General features: G+C 35.6%; 16 protein-coding genes, 3 tRNA genes and 1 pseudogene. 3 read left to right on the top strand and 17 right to left on the bottom strand.

Annotated features, from left to right (window positions below; genetic code table 11):
- Positions 1-193: 193 nt before the first annotated feature.
- The 7 genes and pseudogenes from ACNQGH_RS20620 to ACNQGH_RS20590 all read right to left on the bottom strand — a co-directional run.
- Positions 194-451 carry a hypothetical protein gene (locus tag ACNQGH_RS20620; RefSeq protein ID WP_417957902.1) on the bottom strand — a complete coding sequence of 86 codons (258 nt, stop codon included), beginning with the start codon at positions 449-451 and terminating at the stop codon, positions 194-196.
- 42 nt (positions 452-493) lie between these two features.
- Complete coding sequence (locus ACNQGH_RS20615) at positions 494-718, bottom strand: hypothetical protein (RefSeq protein ID WP_417957901.1); 225 nt, start codon at positions 716-718, stop codon at positions 494-496.
- Positions 719-1,201: 483 nt separating this feature from the next.
- A complete protein-coding gene (locus tag ACNQGH_RS20610; RefSeq protein WP_417957900.1) occupies positions 1,202-2,434 on the bottom strand; it encodes a type II toxin-antitoxin system HipA family toxin in 1,233 nt (410 codons plus the stop codon).
- A gap of 2 nt (positions 2,435-2,436) precedes the next feature.
- Positions 2,437-2,724 carry a helix-turn-helix domain-containing protein gene (locus ACNQGH_RS20605; RefSeq protein ID WP_417957899.1) on the bottom strand — a complete coding sequence of 96 codons (288 nt, stop codon included), beginning with the start codon at positions 2,722-2,724 and terminating at the stop codon, positions 2,437-2,439.
- A gap of 382 nt (positions 2,725-3,106) precedes the next feature.
- Positions 3,107-5,497: a glycoside hydrolase family 31 protein gene (locus ACNQGH_RS20600; RefSeq protein ID WP_417957898.1), complete on the bottom strand. Its 2,391-nt coding sequence runs from the start codon at positions 5,495-5,497 to the stop codon at positions 3,107-3,109.
- A 105-nt stretch (positions 5,498-5,602) separates the two neighbouring features.
- The gene (locus ACNQGH_RS20595) at positions 5,603-9,610 is read right to left on the bottom strand and encodes an ATP-binding protein (protein ID WP_417957897.1); all 4,008 of its coding nucleotides are present in this window, start codon (positions 9,608-9,610) and stop codon (positions 5,603-5,605) included.
- Between the two features lie 79 nt (positions 9,611-9,689).
- Positions 9,690-9,881 (bottom strand): annotated as a pseudogene (locus ACNQGH_RS20590) (transposase); the annotation flags it as partial.
- A 27-nt stretch (positions 9,882-9,908) separates the two neighbouring features.
- Here ACNQGH_RS20590 and ACNQGH_RS20585 point away from each other — a divergent pair.
- Positions 9,909-10,046, top strand: coding sequence for a hypothetical protein (locus tag ACNQGH_RS20585; RefSeq protein ID WP_417957896.1), 138 nt, complete (start codon positions 9,909-9,911; stop codon positions 10,044-10,046).
- Positions 10,047-10,498: 452 nt separating this feature from the next.
- Here the strand turns inward: ACNQGH_RS20585 and ACNQGH_RS20580 are convergent, their stop codons facing one another.
- The 8 genes from ACNQGH_RS20580 to ACNQGH_RS20545 all read right to left on the bottom strand — a co-directional run bounded on the left by ACNQGH_RS20580 (position 10,499) and on the right by ACNQGH_RS20545 (position 14,692).
- Positions 10,499-11,485, bottom strand: a complete 987-nt coding sequence (locus ACNQGH_RS20580; protein ID WP_417957895.1) for a HipA domain-containing protein — start codon at positions 11,483-11,485, stop codon at positions 10,499-10,501.
- The gene (locus ACNQGH_RS20575; RefSeq protein ID WP_417957894.1) at positions 11,482-11,811 is read right to left on the bottom strand and encodes a HipA N-terminal domain-containing protein; all 330 of its coding nucleotides are present in this window, start codon (positions 11,809-11,811) and stop codon (positions 11,482-11,484) included. The genes ACNQGH_RS20580 and ACNQGH_RS20575 overlap by 4 nt, the downstream gene beginning before the upstream one ends.
- Complete coding sequence (locus tag ACNQGH_RS20570; protein WP_417957893.1) at positions 11,798-12,025, bottom strand: helix-turn-helix domain-containing protein; 228 nt, start codon at positions 12,023-12,025, stop codon at positions 11,798-11,800. Before ACNQGH_RS20570 ends, ACNQGH_RS20575 begins: the two co-directional genes overlap by 14 nt.
- A 131-nt stretch (positions 12,026-12,156) precedes the next feature.
- Complete coding sequence (locus ACNQGH_RS20565; RefSeq protein WP_417957892.1) at positions 12,157-12,339, bottom strand: hypothetical protein; 183 nt, start codon at positions 12,337-12,339, stop codon at positions 12,157-12,159.
- 531 nt (positions 12,340-12,870) lie between these two features.
- Positions 12,871-14,103, bottom strand: coding sequence for a TCR/Tet family MFS transporter (locus ACNQGH_RS20560; RefSeq protein WP_417957891.1), 1,233 nt, complete (start codon positions 14,101-14,103; stop codon positions 12,871-12,873).
- 278 nt (positions 14,104-14,381) lie between these two features.
- Positions 14,382-14,467, bottom strand: a tRNA-Leu gene (locus tag ACNQGH_RS20555).
- Between the two features lie 42 nt (positions 14,468-14,509).
- Positions 14,510-14,582 (bottom strand) — tRNA-Lys (locus tag ACNQGH_RS20550).
- Between the two features lie 37 nt (positions 14,583-14,619).
- Positions 14,620-14,692 (bottom strand) — tRNA-Lys (locus ACNQGH_RS20545).
- Between the two features lie 127 nt (positions 14,693-14,819).
- Between ACNQGH_RS20545 and ACNQGH_RS20540 the strand changes: the two genes are divergently transcribed.
- The gene (locus tag ACNQGH_RS20540; protein ID WP_417957890.1) at positions 14,820-15,338 is read left to right on the top strand and encodes a shikimate kinase; all 519 of its coding nucleotides are present in this window, start codon (positions 14,820-14,822) and stop codon (positions 15,336-15,338) included.
- On the opposite strand, the gene ACNQGH_RS20535 is transcribed toward ACNQGH_RS20540, so the two are convergent.
- Both ACNQGH_RS20535 and ACNQGH_RS20530 read right to left on the bottom strand, forming a co-directional pair.
- Positions 15,330-15,830 (bottom strand): phosphoribosyltransferase family protein, encoded by a 501-nt coding sequence (locus ACNQGH_RS20535; RefSeq protein ID WP_417957889.1) that lies wholly within the window; start codon positions 15,828-15,830, stop codon positions 15,330-15,332. The two genes, ACNQGH_RS20540 and ACNQGH_RS20535, sit on opposite strands and share 9 nt — an antisense overlap.
- Before the next feature lie 62 nt (positions 15,831-15,892).
- Positions 15,893-16,282: an RNA-binding S4 domain-containing protein gene (locus tag ACNQGH_RS20530; protein WP_417957888.1), complete on the bottom strand. Its 390-nt coding sequence runs from the start codon at positions 16,280-16,282 to the stop codon at positions 15,893-15,895.
- Between the two features lie 78 nt (positions 16,283-16,360).
- On the opposite strand from ACNQGH_RS20530, the gene ACNQGH_RS20525 reads away from it, so the two are divergent.
- Entirely contained in the window at positions 16,361-17,335 is a 975-nt protein-coding gene (locus ACNQGH_RS20525) for an FKBP-type peptidyl-prolyl cis-trans isomerase (protein WP_417957887.1), read from the top strand.
- Positions 17,336-17,341 lie beyond the last annotated feature (6 nt).

The following is a 17,341-nucleotide window of genomic DNA, read 5'->3' as shown; positions in this document are numbered from 1 at the left end:
TAAAAAGCCCCATTTTACTGGCTTTCTTCAAAACAGTAACTCTTTAATCAGGGTAATATCTTACAAATATAATCAAAATTAACTTTTATTTAACATTTGTGCTGCAACTTGGGTTAAAACCTGACAATAATGCTCGGTATTTGTCACAATATATTATTAAGACTACCTTTTTAGACTGCCTCATTTTTTGATATTAAAAGTCAAAAACCATACGGTTATGGACATGTTTCTCTTCTTGTATCCTGATTTTTTTATCTGTCTTTAGTTCATATTCCTTTTCTTTCTCCCATAATCTGTACCAGCTAACAGCAGGTATCACACTACTTGAGTGCAATTCCAAACGAATAATCATTTTCTTGCCCGGTGGTCTCCCGTTATTTAAAATTGAACTTAATTCAGTTGGAGCTATTTTTATGTCCTCTGCAAAATTTTTCTGGACTTTATATCTCAACTAATATATTTTCTTAGGAAGTATGCAAAAGAGAGTTCTTCTCTAATGTTTTTCTGATTTCGCATAGTCTTCCATCTGGAATTGCAGTTGCTTGACACGTGCGTACAATGTCTGGCTATCGGTTCTTTGCTCCTTGGTCTTTTTTCTTGCCAGATTTAGCTGATCGGCAGCATCCTGTACTTGTTTGGGTGTAAGTTTGGTTCTAAAGATGAATGAATCGGCCTGTTCTTCAGGAGTGTATTTGCTGTTTAATTTATCTGTTTTCATATTTTATATTTTTCCAATAATCTTAATAGGTTTGTTCCTTCCAAAAATACCTGCAACGATGCATATGACTTTCGTACTTGTCCATATAATGTTTCTTCAACTCGATCTTGGGATGAAGCGAGACGCAGGCATCCACTCCATGCAATTTGACGGCTTCATGGCAGGCATAAGCGATTAGTATGGCTGAACGCTTGGAAGTTTCTAATGTTACTTGCTATATAGTGTTTTTATCATCAACTCCAATTAAAACAACTAATAGGTAAACTATTTTTGTCGCAAATTGCTGCCAAATTTATGACAGATTCCAAACTATAAAACAATGCAAAGCATTGAGAGTAAGATAGAAAAAACAGTAAATTCAAAAGGAAAGGTCTTTGTTGTTGCCAGAAGATTTGGATTTGAATACGAGCAAAGCGAATAAGCAAATAATACATATTTGTTTCAGCTCATTTCTTATAATAAATAAATACCACTACGAATTAATTATAATTTCAAAGTACCCTGTATCTTCTTTTCAATTAAATCCATAGATTCTTTTGCAACGCCCGCGTCTTTGGCATAAGATCTCCATTGTGATACAGCATCGGTCACCTGCTCTATAATTACAGCCCCATGTCTCAATCGGAATTCATTAGCAAGTTCAATCAAATGACTTTTTCCTGGATATACACCTTCCCTGGCTATAGTTGTACTGTGCATTCCATGTGATGAATTGGAATAAGTCAAATCATAAGCGGGTGCCAATTGCCATTTCCCTGCTGAATCCATCAGATAAGATATATTTTTACTGTGATCATCCCGGTTATGAGCAAAAACATTAAAGGCTGCTATCCTTAGTATTTTCTCATGCCCAGCGACGTCATTTTCCAATCGAAAAGTGGCATCCATCAAATTACCGTAATCCATGGTGCTGTATCTAAAGTTATCATTCAGCATACCGGCTGCCGACTGCAAATGCAATCGGTTATGCTCAGTTCGGTCAAATCGTTTAGTGCCAAAAAACACCTTTCCGGATTCGGTTTCAAATAACTTGCAGGGATTCATAATAATTCCGGCAGCTAGAGCCATTTTATGATAAGCATATTCTATTGGTGCTATGTCTGTTCTGTCATTTGATGATGGAAATTTAATAAGCCAATGTTCATAACCCTCCGGTAACGGTTCCGTACCATGAATCAAATGTCCGGTTCCTGGGTGATAGCCGATGAGTATCTTAGGTCTTGCTCCTCCCGATGAACCACCCATTTCATATAATTCATCAATTGCTAAAGAACTTGCTCCTTGCAATACTGCAGTCATTTCCTTAGAAATAGTATCTAACTCAATTTGTAATGTTTCTTGAAAGGAGGTTTCAATTTGAGGTCGATAAATCAACGCTCCCATTCCCTTTAAACCAACATAAGACAATCGCTGTAAAGGAGTGATATCTTGTATTAAAACACCTTTAGCAGTCAATGTTCTGTCCAATAATAAACGTCCCCATCCGTCAGGTAATGAATCCGAAAATACACCAAACAATCCTTCAAATGGTTGTGAGGACGCAGTGTATATGCCGTCATGTAATGGTAAATGAAAAGGAGAAAGTTCAAGTCCAGATTTGATGAATTCAGTATAATATTTAAAATAAATGCCTTTACCTTCCTTTATCAATTCTCCAACCTGCAGTTCTTTACCTCCAAAATCAATCGAAATTATAACTTTTTGAATGGGTTTCATTACTATCGGGTTTTATTACTGAATAATTTCTCTACAGTTCCTAAATCAGAATCAATCAGAAATACGGCTGTAAAATCGTCAAGCCTGTTAAAAAAATAAGCCAATTTCAATAGCGATTCCAGCGAAATTTGACCAGTTGTTTCAAAACGTTTGATGCTTCCAAAAGACACACCAGATCGCTTAGACAATTCAAGTTGTGATATTCTATTTTTTCTGCGCAATTGCTGGATCTTTAAAACCAGTTCATGCATAACAGCTGTTGGCGTTTTTGTGGCACTGTATTTAGACATACATACATATATAATATAGTATACAAATATACTAAAAATATACATGTATATATAATATATTGTATATAAATTACAAATAGATCGACAGCAAAAGGTAACTTGTTGTGACCCTGGCGGGACAATTTTCGAACCATTTTTTAGCTGATTTGAGAAAATAGAGTGGAGTGGAGTATTGAATTAGGAATGTTAGGTTGTAAATTATTATGATTCGAATGTCTTATCGCCAATAAAAGAGGCCGCTTTTTTGAACGGCCTCCTAGCAGAGTGGTTTAGTTTCCTTTAATATTTTGATTTGATTTATGAATTTGATAATTGTATTTAGATTCAACTTTTGTTCTTAAAATCAATCAATTTATGGATTCAGGAGTCTATATTTAGTTCTTTATAGTTTCAATGATTTTGCTTTTCCATTGTAAGTTATTGTTTTATTGAATTTAGTAGTACTACTTACGCCAGTTCCTTTTTTCTTATCTACAAGTACTATGTTGAATGTTCTGTTTCTAATCATGCCTTTGAAGCTGCCTTTTCTTTTACCAATAGTTAGCGTCTTTGATTGGTCGTTCCATTCTAGTTTAATGATTGAATATGCACCTTTTTCGTAGTTGTAATTATCGTTTTCATCTTCATATAAAGTGAATTCACCATCAGCTCCAGGGTAAATACGGATTTCGAGTTTATCCCATTTTTTCTCCTCTGCATATTGTACTTTAGGTCCCCAAGGCAAAATGGTTCCCTGTTTCACATAAAGTGGAATAATGTTGATTGGAGTTTCTTTGGTTACAGACTGTCCTCCATTTAATTTCTCTCCAGACCAAAAATCGAACCAGTTGGCACCTTTAGGCAAATACACTTCGCGACTTCCAGTTTTACTGAAATCTTCAAATACTTTATCCTCTTTTTTACCTGTGTACATCGGTGTTACTACAGGTGCTACAAGGAATGAACGTCCAAACATAAACTCATCGTTGGTATCGCGTACTTTTAGGTCATCTTCAAACATCAAAGGAAGAGCATACATGATAGATGCAGACTTACTGGTAACTTCCCATGCAGTTGAATAGAGGTAAGGTAACAAACTATATCGTAGATTGATATTTTTCTCTATGGCATCGTATGACCATACACCTGATTTCCCAAAATTATAAATCTCTCGAGGAATGTCGGTTCCATGCGAACGCATCATTGGAGTAAATGTTGCGAATTGTAACCAACGAACATATAACTCGCGAAATTCAGGATTATTTTCACCTCCATCTTTTTTCCAACGTCCGGCAAAAAAACCTCCGATATCGGCATTCCAATAGGGTACACCACTGAGTGAGAAATTTAATGCAGCAGGTATCTGGTGACCAAGTGTTTTCCATGTTGACTGAATATCGCCAGACCATGTATTGGCACCATAACGTTGCTGACCTACAAAAGCCGAACGGGTTAGAATAAAAACACGTTTATCAGAAGTCGTGGCTCTCTGATGGTCATACACTCCACTCACGTGCGTCAATGGAAAAGCATTCACCACCGAGCGATAGGAACCAAGAAAAGTTGGTTGATTAAAGTCTGCATCTTTGACATTGATATGATCCGGCTCCGATGAATCGAGCCACCATCCGTCAACACCTATCGAAAAGACCCCTTTATTCAGGTAATTCCAGTAAATGCCACGGGCAGTTGGATTGTATGGATCATAGGGTTTTGCACCAGATTTTGGGGGCCAGGTATCAAAATCAATTAGCATATTTTTCTCTTTAAACTCTGTAAATTGTTTTGTTTCTGGACCAAATCCAGGCCAAGCCACCACCATCAGATGTGCATTGTTTTTATGGACAAAATCAGCCATGCCTTTTGGATTGGGATAGGTAATGGGATCCCATGCCATCTGGTTCCAAAGGCTGTCTTTCCCCCAGTATTGCCAGTCCTGAATAATTCCATCCAACGGAACATTCAAGGTACGATACTTCGCCACCACATCCATAAGTTCTTGCTGATTTTTATAGCGTTCTTTCGACTGCCAATACCCATAAGACCACAAAGGAAACATAGGCGCTTGTCCTGTAAGGTCGCGCATTTGACCGACCACGCCATTAGCAGAACCGGCATACATAAAATAATAATCGGAACAATCTCCCAAAGATTCCATGGAAGTTTCCTGTACATTATCCGTGAAAGTCGTTGCTGCGTAGTTGTCCCAAAAAACCCCATATCCTTTACTTGACAAAAAGTATGGGAAAGCAACCTGCATATTGCCGTTTTTCAACACAACACTTTGGTTTCTTTGTTGCAACTTTCCATTTTGTAATTGTCCCAAGCCATATATTGCCTCGTCTTGATCCAATTGGAATGCCTGACGAACGGTAAAACTGTTTTTCTTCACATCCATGGTTGGAGTAAATTTTGTTCCGTAGTCCTTTTCGGTAAACAGAATTTTCCCGTTCAAATCAAGATATGTTACTTTTCCGGTTATTACGTTTAAATCAACTTCAATCTTGTCGGTTTTCATCGAAACGATATCTCCTTGTTGTTTGATTGTGAATTTTGTCTCCTGTGGTTTTTTATTCACCGACAGACTTTCTTTTTTGAAATTGACTCCCTCAGGTGATTTCAAAACACGGACGATATTCGGACTGTATAACTGGACTTCAACATCCATTGACTGAAGTTTGGTCTTTACACCTACAGCCGTTTTTTGATAATTTTGAGCTGCTAATGACGAAAAAGAAAACAACACAAGCAACAGAATGTACTGGTGATTTCCACTCAGAAATGCATTTTTCATTTGGTTTAATTTAAGTTAATCAATAATAACCAAAACTATTTATATCCCCTTAAATGAATGGGTACATTATGTTGTTTTTACAGGTACACTTAGTTGTTTATTTCCTTATAACAACTCATTATCAGCATTTCGTCCATTTTGGGCATATTTTGACGGGGTGACGCCAAAAGCTTCTTTAAAATATTTGCTGAAATATTTTTGGGTATTAAACCCAACTTTTTCGGCAACTTCGGCAACAGGATATTGCCCATGAACTAAAAGTTGCGCTGCACGTTTCAACCGAATGGAACGAATAAATTCCGAAGGGGCAAGACCGGTTATGGATTGCAATTTCTTATACAATACCGTTCGATCCATTGCCAATTCCTGACTAAACTGCTGAACAGAATAATCCGGATTATCCATGTTTTCTTCCATGCAGGCAAGTGCCTTTTGTATCAACTGTTCATCAATTGAGGTAATGGTAATCTCTTTTGGGTTCACCTCTAATTTATGCGAGAAGGCCGATTGCCGTTGATTTTTCTGGGCAATAAGTTTATCTATTCGAAGCAACAGCATTTCCAGATTAAACGGTTTCGACAAGTATTCATCGGCTCCGGATTGATACCCAGTCAGTTTGTGTTCTTCCGATGTACGGGCAGTCAATAATATCACCGGGATATGCGAAGTCTGTAAGTTCGATTTTATGCGCTTACACAATTCAAATCCATTGACTTTCGGCATCATCACGTCGCATATAATCAAATCAGGAGCCTTTGATAAAGCCAAAACTTCTCCCACTTCACCATCAGGAGCTTCATAAACATCATATTTGTGGGATAACTCCGTCACCAGAAAACGTCTCAAATCATCATTGTCTTCCACCACCAGAAGCTTTTCTTTCTTCGATGTTGTTGTAATGACCTGATTGTCGATTATATCCTCTGAAACAGCTACAAGAGTTTCATACTCTACTTTTTGGGGGACAAGATTAATTGGAATTTTAATGGCGAATACTGTTTTTATCATTGGCTCACTCTCAACAGCTATTTCTCCCGAATGCAATGCCACATACTCTTTCACAAGATGTAAGCCGATACCACTTCCTCCCTGGGTAGTCAAAGCCTGATAAAAACGATTGAACACATTAGGTAAATCTTTTTCAGAGATACCCGAGCCCGAATCGATAACCTCAAGCTGAACAATGCCGGAATTTTGATTCTCTATTGGTTGTGACAGTCGTACCATAATAGCCCCTCCTAGTGGAGTAAACTTAAAAGAATTCGAAAGCAGGTTATTGATTACCTTGTACAATTTATCATTATCAAAATACATGAATAACTCCGGCTTTTCGGATTGTATCGAAAAATCAATCCGGTTTTCCTGTGCCAGCTTGCCAAATAAGTCTTCGAACTGCTTTACAAAATCTACCAAATCGCCAAAAGTCAGATTCAGTTTCTCACCAGAAATTTCCAACCGTCGGAAATCCAACAACTGATTCACTAAATGTTGCAAGTTTAGTGCATGACGGTAAACTAACCGAATTCTTGATTCTATAACAGTCTCTTTTATTTCTTTCAATATCGATTCAAGCGGTGTAATAATCAACGTGAGCGGTGTACGGAATTCATGGCTGACATTTGTAAAGAAACTAAACTTCAGTTGATTCAGTTTTTCTTCGTTCTTCCGCATTAATTGGTGATTTGTCCATCGTTTATAATACGTCAGCGACAAGTAAAGCAACAGCAAGACGATTGCCAGAGACAAGGCATAGGCTATTGGACTTTTCCAAAAAGGAGGTTTAATAAGTATACTGATTTCGGCATACTCATTCGACCATTCTTTACTATTGCTGGCTGCCTTCACTTTTAGCACATAAGTCCCCGGAGTCAAGTTGGTATATGTAGCACTTCCAGTACCGTTTTGTGCCACTATTTCGCGCCAATTATCATCAACACCCTCAAGACGATAGCGGTAATAAGTCTGCGTAGGATTGACATAATTAAGTGCCGAAAAGTCAACACTTATAAAATTCTGATTGTAATTTAGCTCTAACCGATTGGTCGCAGCGACTGCATTTTTCAATATTGTATTGCCATCATAAGATTCACCCGGTTTCACTTTTTCTCCGAAAAGCATTAAACCGGTAAACAATGGTTTTTGCAATCGCTTAAAGGGCCAAGGCTTGTGCAGGTCAATGATATTAAATCCATTCACACCACCCATCAACAGCTGCCCCTTATCTGATGCAAAAGTAGCAGAAGGTGTAAATTCATTCTCAATCACCCCATCGTAATAATTGAAATTAGCAATAGAAAAACGAAGCTGTTTTCCTTTCGTATTCACCGCAATACGGGAAACACCTCCCGAAGTAGTAACCCATATCAGACCCTGCCTGTCTTTTACAATTCCTTTAATGCTGTTATTCACCAGACCATCATCTGTAAAAAGCGTATGCAGTTCTGCCCTTGACGGCTGCCAAACACTTAGTCCATCTTGAGTTCCAATCCAAACAATACCGCGTCTGTCCTTAAAAATACAGGTATATTGTTGGTTTTCATTCTTCAGGAGTTCTTTTAGAGGTTGACTGAGAGTATTCTTTTTATAATTATAAACAAACAATCCAGCGTTACTTCTCCCGATAAAAGACTGCTTATCAAATGGGATCAATTGAGAAACGGAATGTAAGGGTTCTCCGTTTAATACCAATTGCAGTGGCTGAAACATTCCATTCACAGGATTAAAAACAGCTAATCCACCGGATGTCGCCATTAACAAATGTCCAATTGGATTCTCCACAATGTATCGGCAATTTGCAACTAGCTGATCAACATGTTTAATTTGATTGTTTTGCAAACTATACACTCCTTTATTCCTAGTGCATATCCATATTCGGTTTCGGGAATCTTTTGTCATTGAAATACAATCAACATCGGCTGGTAATTCTTTGAAAGTGGAAAGTTTCGAGTTTACTTGTGAATAGCTGTACACCCCATTTTTTGTTCCAACCAGAATCGTCTGCTGTTCCGTTTCTTCAAAGCAGGTCACATCAATATCTTTCGGCTGTGTTCCGAAAAATGTTTTGCCTACATTCTTAAATTTAAATCGATCGGGATGGTAATACAATAACCCATGGTTAAAAGTGCCAATCCAGAGTCCACCTTGCGAATCGTTATAAAGCGTACTTGCTTCGGTATTTACTTCAGATCCGTCAACCAACTTAAAAGATGGAATAAATTGTTTTTGTTTCAGGTTTTTATCAATAAACCACAATCCCATTGCACAAGTCACCCATAAATTACCTTTATTATCCACAGAAACCGTATTCAGCCAATAGTTTGTTTGAAGTATTGTTGTATATGTTCGTTTTTGAATATCATAAGCTAACATGACACCACCTGCTCCGTTTCGTATCTGATACAATGAGTTGTCCGACTGGACCACCATGAGCGTGTTGTCATATTTCATTTGATCTTGTTTTGACAAAGAACTGGTCTTATACAACTCTTTACCAGTATTCAAATCGTAACAAACGATTAATCCAAAGCGATAAAACAAAAAAAGCTGTTGCCGGATGACGGCTATATCATAAAGTTGGTCTTTTATTCCGTTGGGAGTAGAAACATGTTTAAGAAAAACAGAAGTCTTCCCTTTTTGGGCATCCCTAAATAGCAGCTTGTCTGAAGAAGTAAGAATCCAATAATTCTGAGAAGCATCAAGAAAAAAGTCAGCAATTGGCTCACGAATATCCATAGAAAACAATACACTATCCGGTTTCAACACAAAACGTTCCTGCCTTATATCAATAAGCATCAACTTTCCTTTATCTTTTATCCATACATATTCTTTATCCACATAGCCATGGTGAAACCCTGAATAGCTTGTTAGTCGAGAAATATTATTCCCCTTTAGGTGGATGTATTTAAAAGAAGTTCCATCATAAATATTGGTAACTCCCTCAGTGGTAATCACCATTCGTCCGTCTTGAAGCTGCAAAATATTGCGTACCCTATTTTCTGAAAGCCCATTTTTACAATCGACTGATGTAAATACAAAGTGCTGCTGTGCCGTAGTAATTGCTCCAAAACACAAACACGACCAGAGTAAAATATAACGGCGAAGATAAATATTCATAATTTTTTAGTATGCATTCCAATTCCAAAAGTAGATTTAAACTCAAAAATAAGATATTAATTAATATGATTATCCGTTACTAATACCAAGTTGTTTCTAAATCAGCAATCATAATCCTATCGGATAGTTTGTCTCCAAAATATCTCCTATTGAATTTGTAAAAGAACTCGTCAAGATAATTCTGAACATAGTGTTGATTTACACAATTATGATGAATGCCTAAAAGTACTTTTTTAGCATTACTGATAGTTCTATTCACCCAAGGAAATATAGGATCAGTCCTAAAAGTTGTGGAGAAATGATAAACAAATTAGAATTGAAATTGTTAGATATAGATGTTAATAAAGATAGTATTGATGATTTGCTTGATGATGGAATAGAAAATCTGCTCACACTGCATGAATCCTATAAAGGAGGGGTTATGGGGACAGTCTAGAGATTTAATTGGTTTGATTTTTCCTAAAAATTTCACTATTTTAAAAAATGAGTTTCGGACCGGTAGGGCCAGTGAAATAGTTAGGGTTATATATTTATAAAAAATGATTTACGGTTAAATAAAAACGGGACAAAGAAGAAATTTTCTTCATTGTCCCGTCTAGTGACTCTGTCGGGACAAATTTCGAGCCATTTTTTAGATGATTTAAAGAAATTAGCAATATCGAATTCAATATAAATTTTTAGAGGTCGTTTTTTTGACCACGCACTAATTGCGGCAATCGGAGCGTGGAAAAAATATAAAACAGCCTTTGGCGTTCCATGATTTAAGGCAAAGTGATACTTCTTGAATTCAAAAGAGAAATTAAAGAAGTAATAGAAAGATTCTTTAACTGTAGTATAATTAAGATTTGAAATACATCAATTAAAACGAATGATTTACAGGATTTCAGGTTACGTTTTCATTAATTGTTTTAAACGACCTTGATACGATTGCCAATAATTTTTTTTTGTGGTCTCATTAAGAAAAGAAGCAGTTGTCAATTTTTCTACGGTATCAGACTGTGATAACATGAGGCTTAAAATATCATTAAAATTTTTTTCACTTATTCCTATCTTCTCCGCCAGTATAGCGAATTGTCGACTAATTTTTCCTTGAGCTAAATCTCGCGGTAGTAAGCCATCATCTAATGCAAAGTCTTTATCTTCTATGTGAATGCGACTATTTAATAGGTCATAAGCTGGGCTTAATCGATAATCTCCCATTGAAGTTTCAAGTATAGAAAAATTTTTAAAATGAGCATCACCATTTGAGAATAGATAATTGAACATCAGTATTCTCAACAGTTTAGGTGCTTCAAGCTTATAAGCAGGTAAATATTTCCGCATTAATTCAAATAGCTCTAAATAGTTCCCTAGGTATTTGTAATGTTCTCCATGTGTTTGTGGTGTTCTCTCAGCCAAGGAGGCAAAATCATCTTGGGCAAGTTTTGTTCCGTCTTCTTTTGCATCAAAACGTTTGGTAATATAGGCAGCCGAACCATCTTTAAAAAAAATCAATGCGTTTTCAGCAGTTTCAATTCCGTATACCTGACGTGCAATTTGCATTGTTAAGTGCTCGTTAGCGGGCATTTGGTCTGGTTTTTTACCTACACTGGGAATTGGTTTGAGAATATAGGTACCGCGCTCTGCTTCTTTAATTAGTCTTAACTTGTTTTTTTTAAGTAGTACAGAAAATTTTTCCTGCACTCCTGAAAGGGACATGCGCTTGCGGTTTTCTTCAAATATTTCATGTGTTTCCGGATTGGATGCTGGCGAATCATAAGGTAATATATGATCTACTTTTTTGCCTTGAAACACTCTATTCAAACAGGTTCTGCTATAGGTATGAAAACCTTCGGCTAAAGTACCAGGGCAGTATTTTATTTCAGGTAAACTCATTGTTTTTCTATTTTAATAACTCTAACGGCACCAATACTATCATTTTTTGCTGTAGCCATCAGTAATCCAAAATAATCATCTCGGTCAATTTTATTATAGGTACAGACCACTTGTTTGTTAGAGCCTTCCGGTAGCATATTGTAAAAAAAAGGAAATAATAATTTTGAATGAAATTCTTGTTCAACTTTAGGTAAAGTAAGACTTATACTTGGTTTTGTAGGGTCAGTCATCCAGGAATCATAATACCGAAAGGTAAAGGAACCATCATCGTGTTGGGTCAACGCACCAGCTTCTTCATCCTTGTATAGTATTTTAGCCTTTCTCATTTGTTATAGATAGATTTTTAACTTTTAGGCATACTTCTAGTCCTAGGACATCCGCTAACTTTCCTAAAGTAAGGAGGGTAGGGTTTCCTTTTCCGCTTTCAAACTGTTTTAGGGTTCTTAAGCCAACGCCTGATAATTCTGCTAAGGTTTCTTGCGTTACCTGAAGTGCTTCTCTGCGTTTTTTTATCGTTTTTATTAATTCATCAAAGTGCATTATACGGCTCTTTTTTATACAAATATATTGTAAATTTCATAAAAAACAACAAAAAGGGCGCTAAATTGCACTAAAGTGTGTGTTTTACTCTAATAATAGCTTTTATTTGTAGTTTGGTGCGTTATATTGCACTATATGTTTGCGTTATGATCCTTCCTTCTTAGATATTTTGATACAGCTATATTGGCTAACTTTCTTAAAAATCCCAAGACTTCTTCGCCCTGTTCTAATGTTAGATCTATACCTTCGGTTCTTAGCATTTCCAAAGCCTTTTGAGGAGTAATTTTTTCTCTTTTATTTTCTTCATTTTCCATTTTAACTACCTAATTTTCAATAACAAAAAATATTTTTACTGACTTTCACTAATTTGATATTAATTTCAAGTTCTATACAAAGATAGCGATGGTAATTTATAATTTAATGATAATTAGATGTTTGAAATGAATAAATGGAGACGATCTGATTATTTAACTATTTGTAAATAATTGATATTCAATTATTTAATTCAGTTCTAATCCAGTCAAGTCACCCTGTTAAACTTTTCGAACCGTAAGTATTTAATGAAATATATTTAGTAATTTTCAATTTGTATTGAATATAAAATAGAAAAAGGACAGAAACTTTATGAAAAGTTCTGTCCTTTATGGTGACCCTGTCGGGACAATTTTCGAATCATTTCTTAGATGATTTAAAGAAATTAGCAATGTCAGATAACGAATCTTTTTAATAAAATTTTACCGGTAGAATTTTACTTTTGTTAAATGTGATAAAGTTTAAATGAAATTTATTGTTCTTTTATTTAAATATCTGAATCCAGTATTATTTACATCCGATAACATAGTTTCTTAATTAATTTTCTTTAATTGAAAAGATTTTTTTATACTATTTGCAGCAATAAATACACTTATCATCATAAGAGCTGCTCCAGCTAAAAAAGGTGCTCCGGCAAATTGAATAGGAGCAGTGGGACTGGTAAACCAAGTAAATAAATTTGTCATTAATAACGGACCAATTATAGCCGCTACACTCATTAAACTGGTTAAAGCCCCCTGTAATTCCCCTTGCTCATTTTGAGGTATATTTTTGGAGATAATCGATTGTAGTGATGGTCCGGTAATGCCACCCAAGCAATAAGGAATTAAAAAAATAAACATCATCCAGCTTTGAGATGCAAATGCAAACAATAGGAGAGATAATGTATATAGAATTAATCCAACAAAAATGCATTTTTCATTTCCTATTTTAGGATTAATAATGCGAATTAAACCACCTTGAACAATAACCACCATTAAGCCAGCAGCTGTTAATGAAAGTCCAATAAGGGCATTACTCCAACCAAATTTTTCAATATTAATAAAAGTCCAAGTACTCATTACGGCATGATCTGCGATGTAAATAAATATTAAAGTAATAATTAACCCGCCCGAAAGACTTTTGTGTTTTTTTAATTGAAGTAAAGTGCCTAATGGATTGGCTCTTTTCCATTCAAATGGACGTCTATTTTCTGTGGCTAAAGATTCCGGTAAAACAAAATAACCATATATTACATTGATGAATGTTAAAATTGCAGCTGCAATGAATGGAACCCTTGGACCTAATTCACTTAATACCCCACCTAGTCCCGGGCCTATTATATAACCTAATCCAAAAGCAGCTCCGATCATCCCAAAATTTTGTGCTCTATTTTCATCTGTACTTATATCGGCAATATAAGCTGTAGCAGTTGTATAACTTGCTCCAAATATTCCAGCAATAATTCGACCCACAAATAACCATCCTATAGTTGGCGCTAACCAAAGAAAAATGTAATCAATTCCAAAACCTAATAAAGATAATAATAAAACAGGTCTTCGCCCATATTTATCACTCAAATTACCAACTATTGGGGCGCAAATAAATTGCATAATTGCGTAAGCAAAAATTAATAACCCACTCCATTGTGAAGCTTGACTAATATTTCCATCAATAAGTTGCTCAATTAATCTTGGGAATACAGGAATGATTATACTTAGACCAATAACATCTAGTAATAATGTAATGAAAATAAAACTGAGTGCCGCCTTACTGGTTGAAGCCATAGATTTTTGGTTGTTGTCAATTTAATATGATATAAAAATAACCTTTTTTTTGTGGGAGAATCAAGATTTAAAAATTTTAATACAATTCTCAATACCATAACATTTAATTACCGATCAATCTTGAATTGTTTTGGCAATCGAAGCACAAATCTATATGTAGTACCCTTTAACGCCAAAATCAAAGCTTTTTGAAAGCCGAATTGATTCGAAATATTTTAAATTTGTATTGGATATAAAATAAAAAAGGACAGAAACTTTATGAAAAGTTCTGTCCTTTATGGTGACCACGGTGGGATTTGAACCCACACGCCCTTGCGAGCACCAGCCCCTCAAGCTGGCAAGTCTACCGTTTCTCCACGTGGCCTTAAAAAAGAAAAGGTCAAGTAATAAATTACTCAACCTTTAGTGACCCGACTGGGGCTCGAACCCAGGACCCCATCATTAAAAGTGATGTGCTCTACCAACTGAGCTATCGAGTCAATGCTTCAAGGAAATTATGTGTTGATCACAAATTTGTGACCCGACTGGGGCTCGAACCCAGGACCCCATCATTAAAAGTGATGTGCTCTACCAACTGAGCTATCGAGTCATATTCTTTCCTTGAATGCGGGTGCAAATATAAGGACTTATTTTGGAGTTTTGCAAGCAATTTTATTATAAATTTGTCTTTTTTTAACAAAATTACTCAACACCTTAATTTGTAAGGTTTTATTCAGATGAAAAAAATTATATTATTAGGTTATATGGGTTGTGGTAAGTCCACAATTGCAAATAAGCTGTCAAAAATTATCGAAATTCCTTTTGTAGATTTGGATAAAAAGATCGAAGAGAAAATAAATTTGTCTATTAATGATGTTTTTGAAAAGCATGGAGAAATTTATTTTAGAAAGCTAGAGCACGAAGTTTTTGTCGAATTATTGGATTCTCCCGACAACTTAATTATAGGTTTGGGCGGAGGAACGCCTTGTTATGCAAATAATCATGAGTTGCTAAAAGATGATAATGTGGTGTCTGTTTATCTAAAAGCTTCAATAGAGACTTTATTTAATAGATTGGTTCATAATAAAAGCAAACGTCCTCTTATTGCCAATAAAAGTGATGACGAAATGAAAGAGTTTATTGCAAAACATCTCTTTGATAGAAGTTTTTATTACAATCACGCGCAGCACAAGGTGATTGTCGATGATAAGACAATCGACCAAACGGTTGCGGATATAGTTAATATCCTAGCTTAAATAAGCGTAATTGTCTCCGCTTTCATCAAAAACAACTTGTACATGCTCCAGTAGGGAAGTGGATAACGATATTCCTTTAAAATCGGCTTTTACAGGGTATTTCTTGTGGTTTCTGTCTACAAGGACAGCTGTTTTGAACTTTTTTAAAGGAACGTCAATAAAATGCCTTACTGCATAGATCAATGTCGTGCCTGAGTTTAATACATCATCAACAAGGACTAAGCCTTTATTTGCGTATTGTTCTTTTGATAAAGAGGTGTGAATTGGTAATTCGGGATTTTGCTTGTTGATTTGGACTTCACAAAGCGAAACTTTAAGAGGAGAGATGGTTTTCAGGGCCAGGGCTATTTTTTTTGCAAAAGTAAAACCGTTAGTGGCAATTCCGGCAATGACAATTTCCTCCTCATCTACAAAGGTTTCATAGATTTGGTAAGCAATTCTTTTTATTTTATGCTCAATTTCCTGATTCGTTAAGATGATATTTTTGCTCATTATTTTAGTTTAAAGGTTTAAGGTTTTAGAGATAGATAGCGATAAAAGAAGTGTTTTTAGTTTTAATCTACATCTTCCTCATTTTTAATCTCATTCCCGAATTCATCAATATCTCTTCTGTCTTTTTTGGTAGGTCTTCCTGTTCCGTTTTTTCGATAATGTTCTTTCGATAATTTTAGAAGCTCCAAATGTTGATAGGCTTCTGCCGGGGTGTCATTTCTTCTGTAAATATCGACCAATTTAGCCCCGACACGATTTTCAGGGATGTCTAATACAGTGATGATTTGTGTGATTTGGTCTTTCCGGAACGTAATTTTATCTGTAGGAAAAACTTCCTTTGAAGGCTTGGCAACAAGGCCATTTACGGTAATATGATTCTTTTTACAAGCCTCAGTTACCATGTTCCTCGTTTTGTAGTATCGAACGCACCATAAATATTTGTCTATTCTCATAAATTTTCTAAAATCGGAGTTAAATAGTTTACAAAAATAAATCAATATTGTATCTTGCGCACTTAAAAATTAGCTATAATGAACAAATTTAAGTATTATTTTATTTTATTAATTACAACAATCTCTTTATTTTCATGTTCGAAGAATGATACCCCTACAGTTGAGCCACTTAGAGATTATGCAGTACAATATGCTAACGATAATACTGATATTGAAGAATATTTAAAAACAAGTTATATAACAGTTATAGATCATCCGGGATTTGCAGACGATCAGGATGTAGCTATTGCAAAGATACCGGCAGGAGGAACTCAAAAATCAATTTGGGACCAAACGACCTACGAACTTAAAAGCAGAGATGTAAGCTTGCATGGTATTACCTATAAATTATATTATTTGGTATTGAGAGCTGGAACTGGAACAGCACCTTGTAATGTAGATGGAGTATTAACGTCTTATAAAGGAGAATATTTACAACGTGCAACTACAGCTGGCGTTGCCGCAGTAACTTCAACTCCCTTCGAAGAAGTTAAGTATCCTCAATCTTTTTTAAGTTTATTCAGTACGATAACAGGGTGGGGAGAAATATTTCCACAATTCAAAACAGGTACCTATAGCTCTAATGCTGATGGAACAGTAACTCATGATGGTTTTGGCGCGGGTGTAATGTTCATCCCTTCAGGATTAGCATATTATGCTTCTGGAAGTGGAATTATTCCTGCTTACGCTCCTTTGGTATTTAGTTTCAAGTTGTATGAGATGAGTAGATTAGACCAAGATGGAGATGGTGTTCCATCTTATCAAGAGGATTTAAATGGTGATGGCTACATGCGTATATTAGCAACAGGAGTTGTAAATCCCGATGATATGGATGGAGATGGAGTTCCTAATTTTGTAGATGTAGATGATGATGGAGATAATTATACCACTAAACTAGAAATTAAAAATCCAGCTACTGGATTGCCTTACCCCTTTGCAGATATTCCAAGTTGTAACGGGAATACAACAGATCCTACAAGAATCAAAAAGCATTTAGATAAAACCTGTCAATAATAAAAT

This window comes from Flavobacterium kochi, assembly GCF_048286715.1.
Taxonomy (GTDB): domain Bacteria; phylum Bacteroidota; class Bacteroidia; order Flavobacteriales; family Flavobacteriaceae; genus Flavobacterium.
This window is presented reverse-complemented; position numbering and strand designations above follow the sequence as displayed.

Bases quoted from the DNA above. Each gene is read 5' to 3' on its own strand.
- ACNQGH_RS20540 (WP_417957890.1), top strand. From the start codon at position 14,820: ATGAAAAAAATTATATTATTAGGTTATATGGGTTGTGGTAAGTCCACA.
- ACNQGH_RS20605 (WP_417957899.1), bottom strand. From the start codon at position 2,724: ATGTCTAAATACAGTGCCACAAAAACGCCAACAGCTGTTATGCATGAA.
- ACNQGH_RS20560 (WP_417957891.1), bottom strand. From the start codon at position 14,103: ATGGCTTCAACCAGTAAGGCGGCACTCAGTTTTATTTTCATTACATTA.
- ACNQGH_RS20585 (WP_417957896.1), top strand. From the start codon at position 9,909: ATGATAAACAAATTAGAATTGAAATTGTTAGATATAGATGTTAATAAA.
- ACNQGH_RS20595 (WP_417957897.1), bottom strand. From the start codon at position 9,610: ATGAATATTTATCTTCGCCGTTATATTTTACTCTGGTCGTGTTTGTGT.
- ACNQGH_RS20610 (WP_417957900.1), bottom strand. From the start codon at position 2,434: ATGAAACCCATTCAAAAAGTTATAATTTCGATTGATTTTGGAGGTAAA.
- ACNQGH_RS20570 (WP_417957893.1), bottom strand. From the start codon at position 12,025: ATGCACTTTGATGAATTAATAAAAACGATAAAAAAACGCAGAGAAGCA.
- ACNQGH_RS20615 (WP_417957901.1), bottom strand. From the start codon at position 718: ATGAAAACAGATAAATTAAACAGCAAATACACTCCTGAAGAACAGGCC.
- ACNQGH_RS20525 (WP_417957887.1), top strand. From the start codon at position 16,361: ATGAACAAATTTAAGTATTATTTTATTTTATTAATTACAACAATCTCT.
- ACNQGH_RS20565 (WP_417957892.1), bottom strand. From the start codon at position 12,339: ATGGAAAATGAAGAAAATAAAAGAGAAAAAATTACTCCTCAAAAGGCT.
- ACNQGH_RS20530 (WP_417957888.1), bottom strand. From the start codon at position 16,282: ATGAGAATAGACAAATATTTATGGTGCGTTCGATACTACAAAACGAGG.
- ACNQGH_RS20580 (WP_417957895.1), bottom strand. From the start codon at position 11,485: ATGAGTTTACCTGAAATAAAATACTGCCCTGGTACTTTAGCCGAAGGT.
- ACNQGH_RS20575 (WP_417957894.1), bottom strand. From the start codon at position 11,811: ATGAGAAAGGCTAAAATACTATACAAGGATGAAGAAGCTGGTGCGTTG.
- ACNQGH_RS20600 (WP_417957898.1), bottom strand. From the start codon at position 5,497: ATGAAAAATGCATTTCTGAGTGGAAATCACCAGTACATTCTGTTGCTT.
- ACNQGH_RS20535 (WP_417957889.1), bottom strand. From the start codon at position 15,830: ATGAGCAAAAATATCATCTTAACGAATCAGGAAATTGAGCATAAAATA.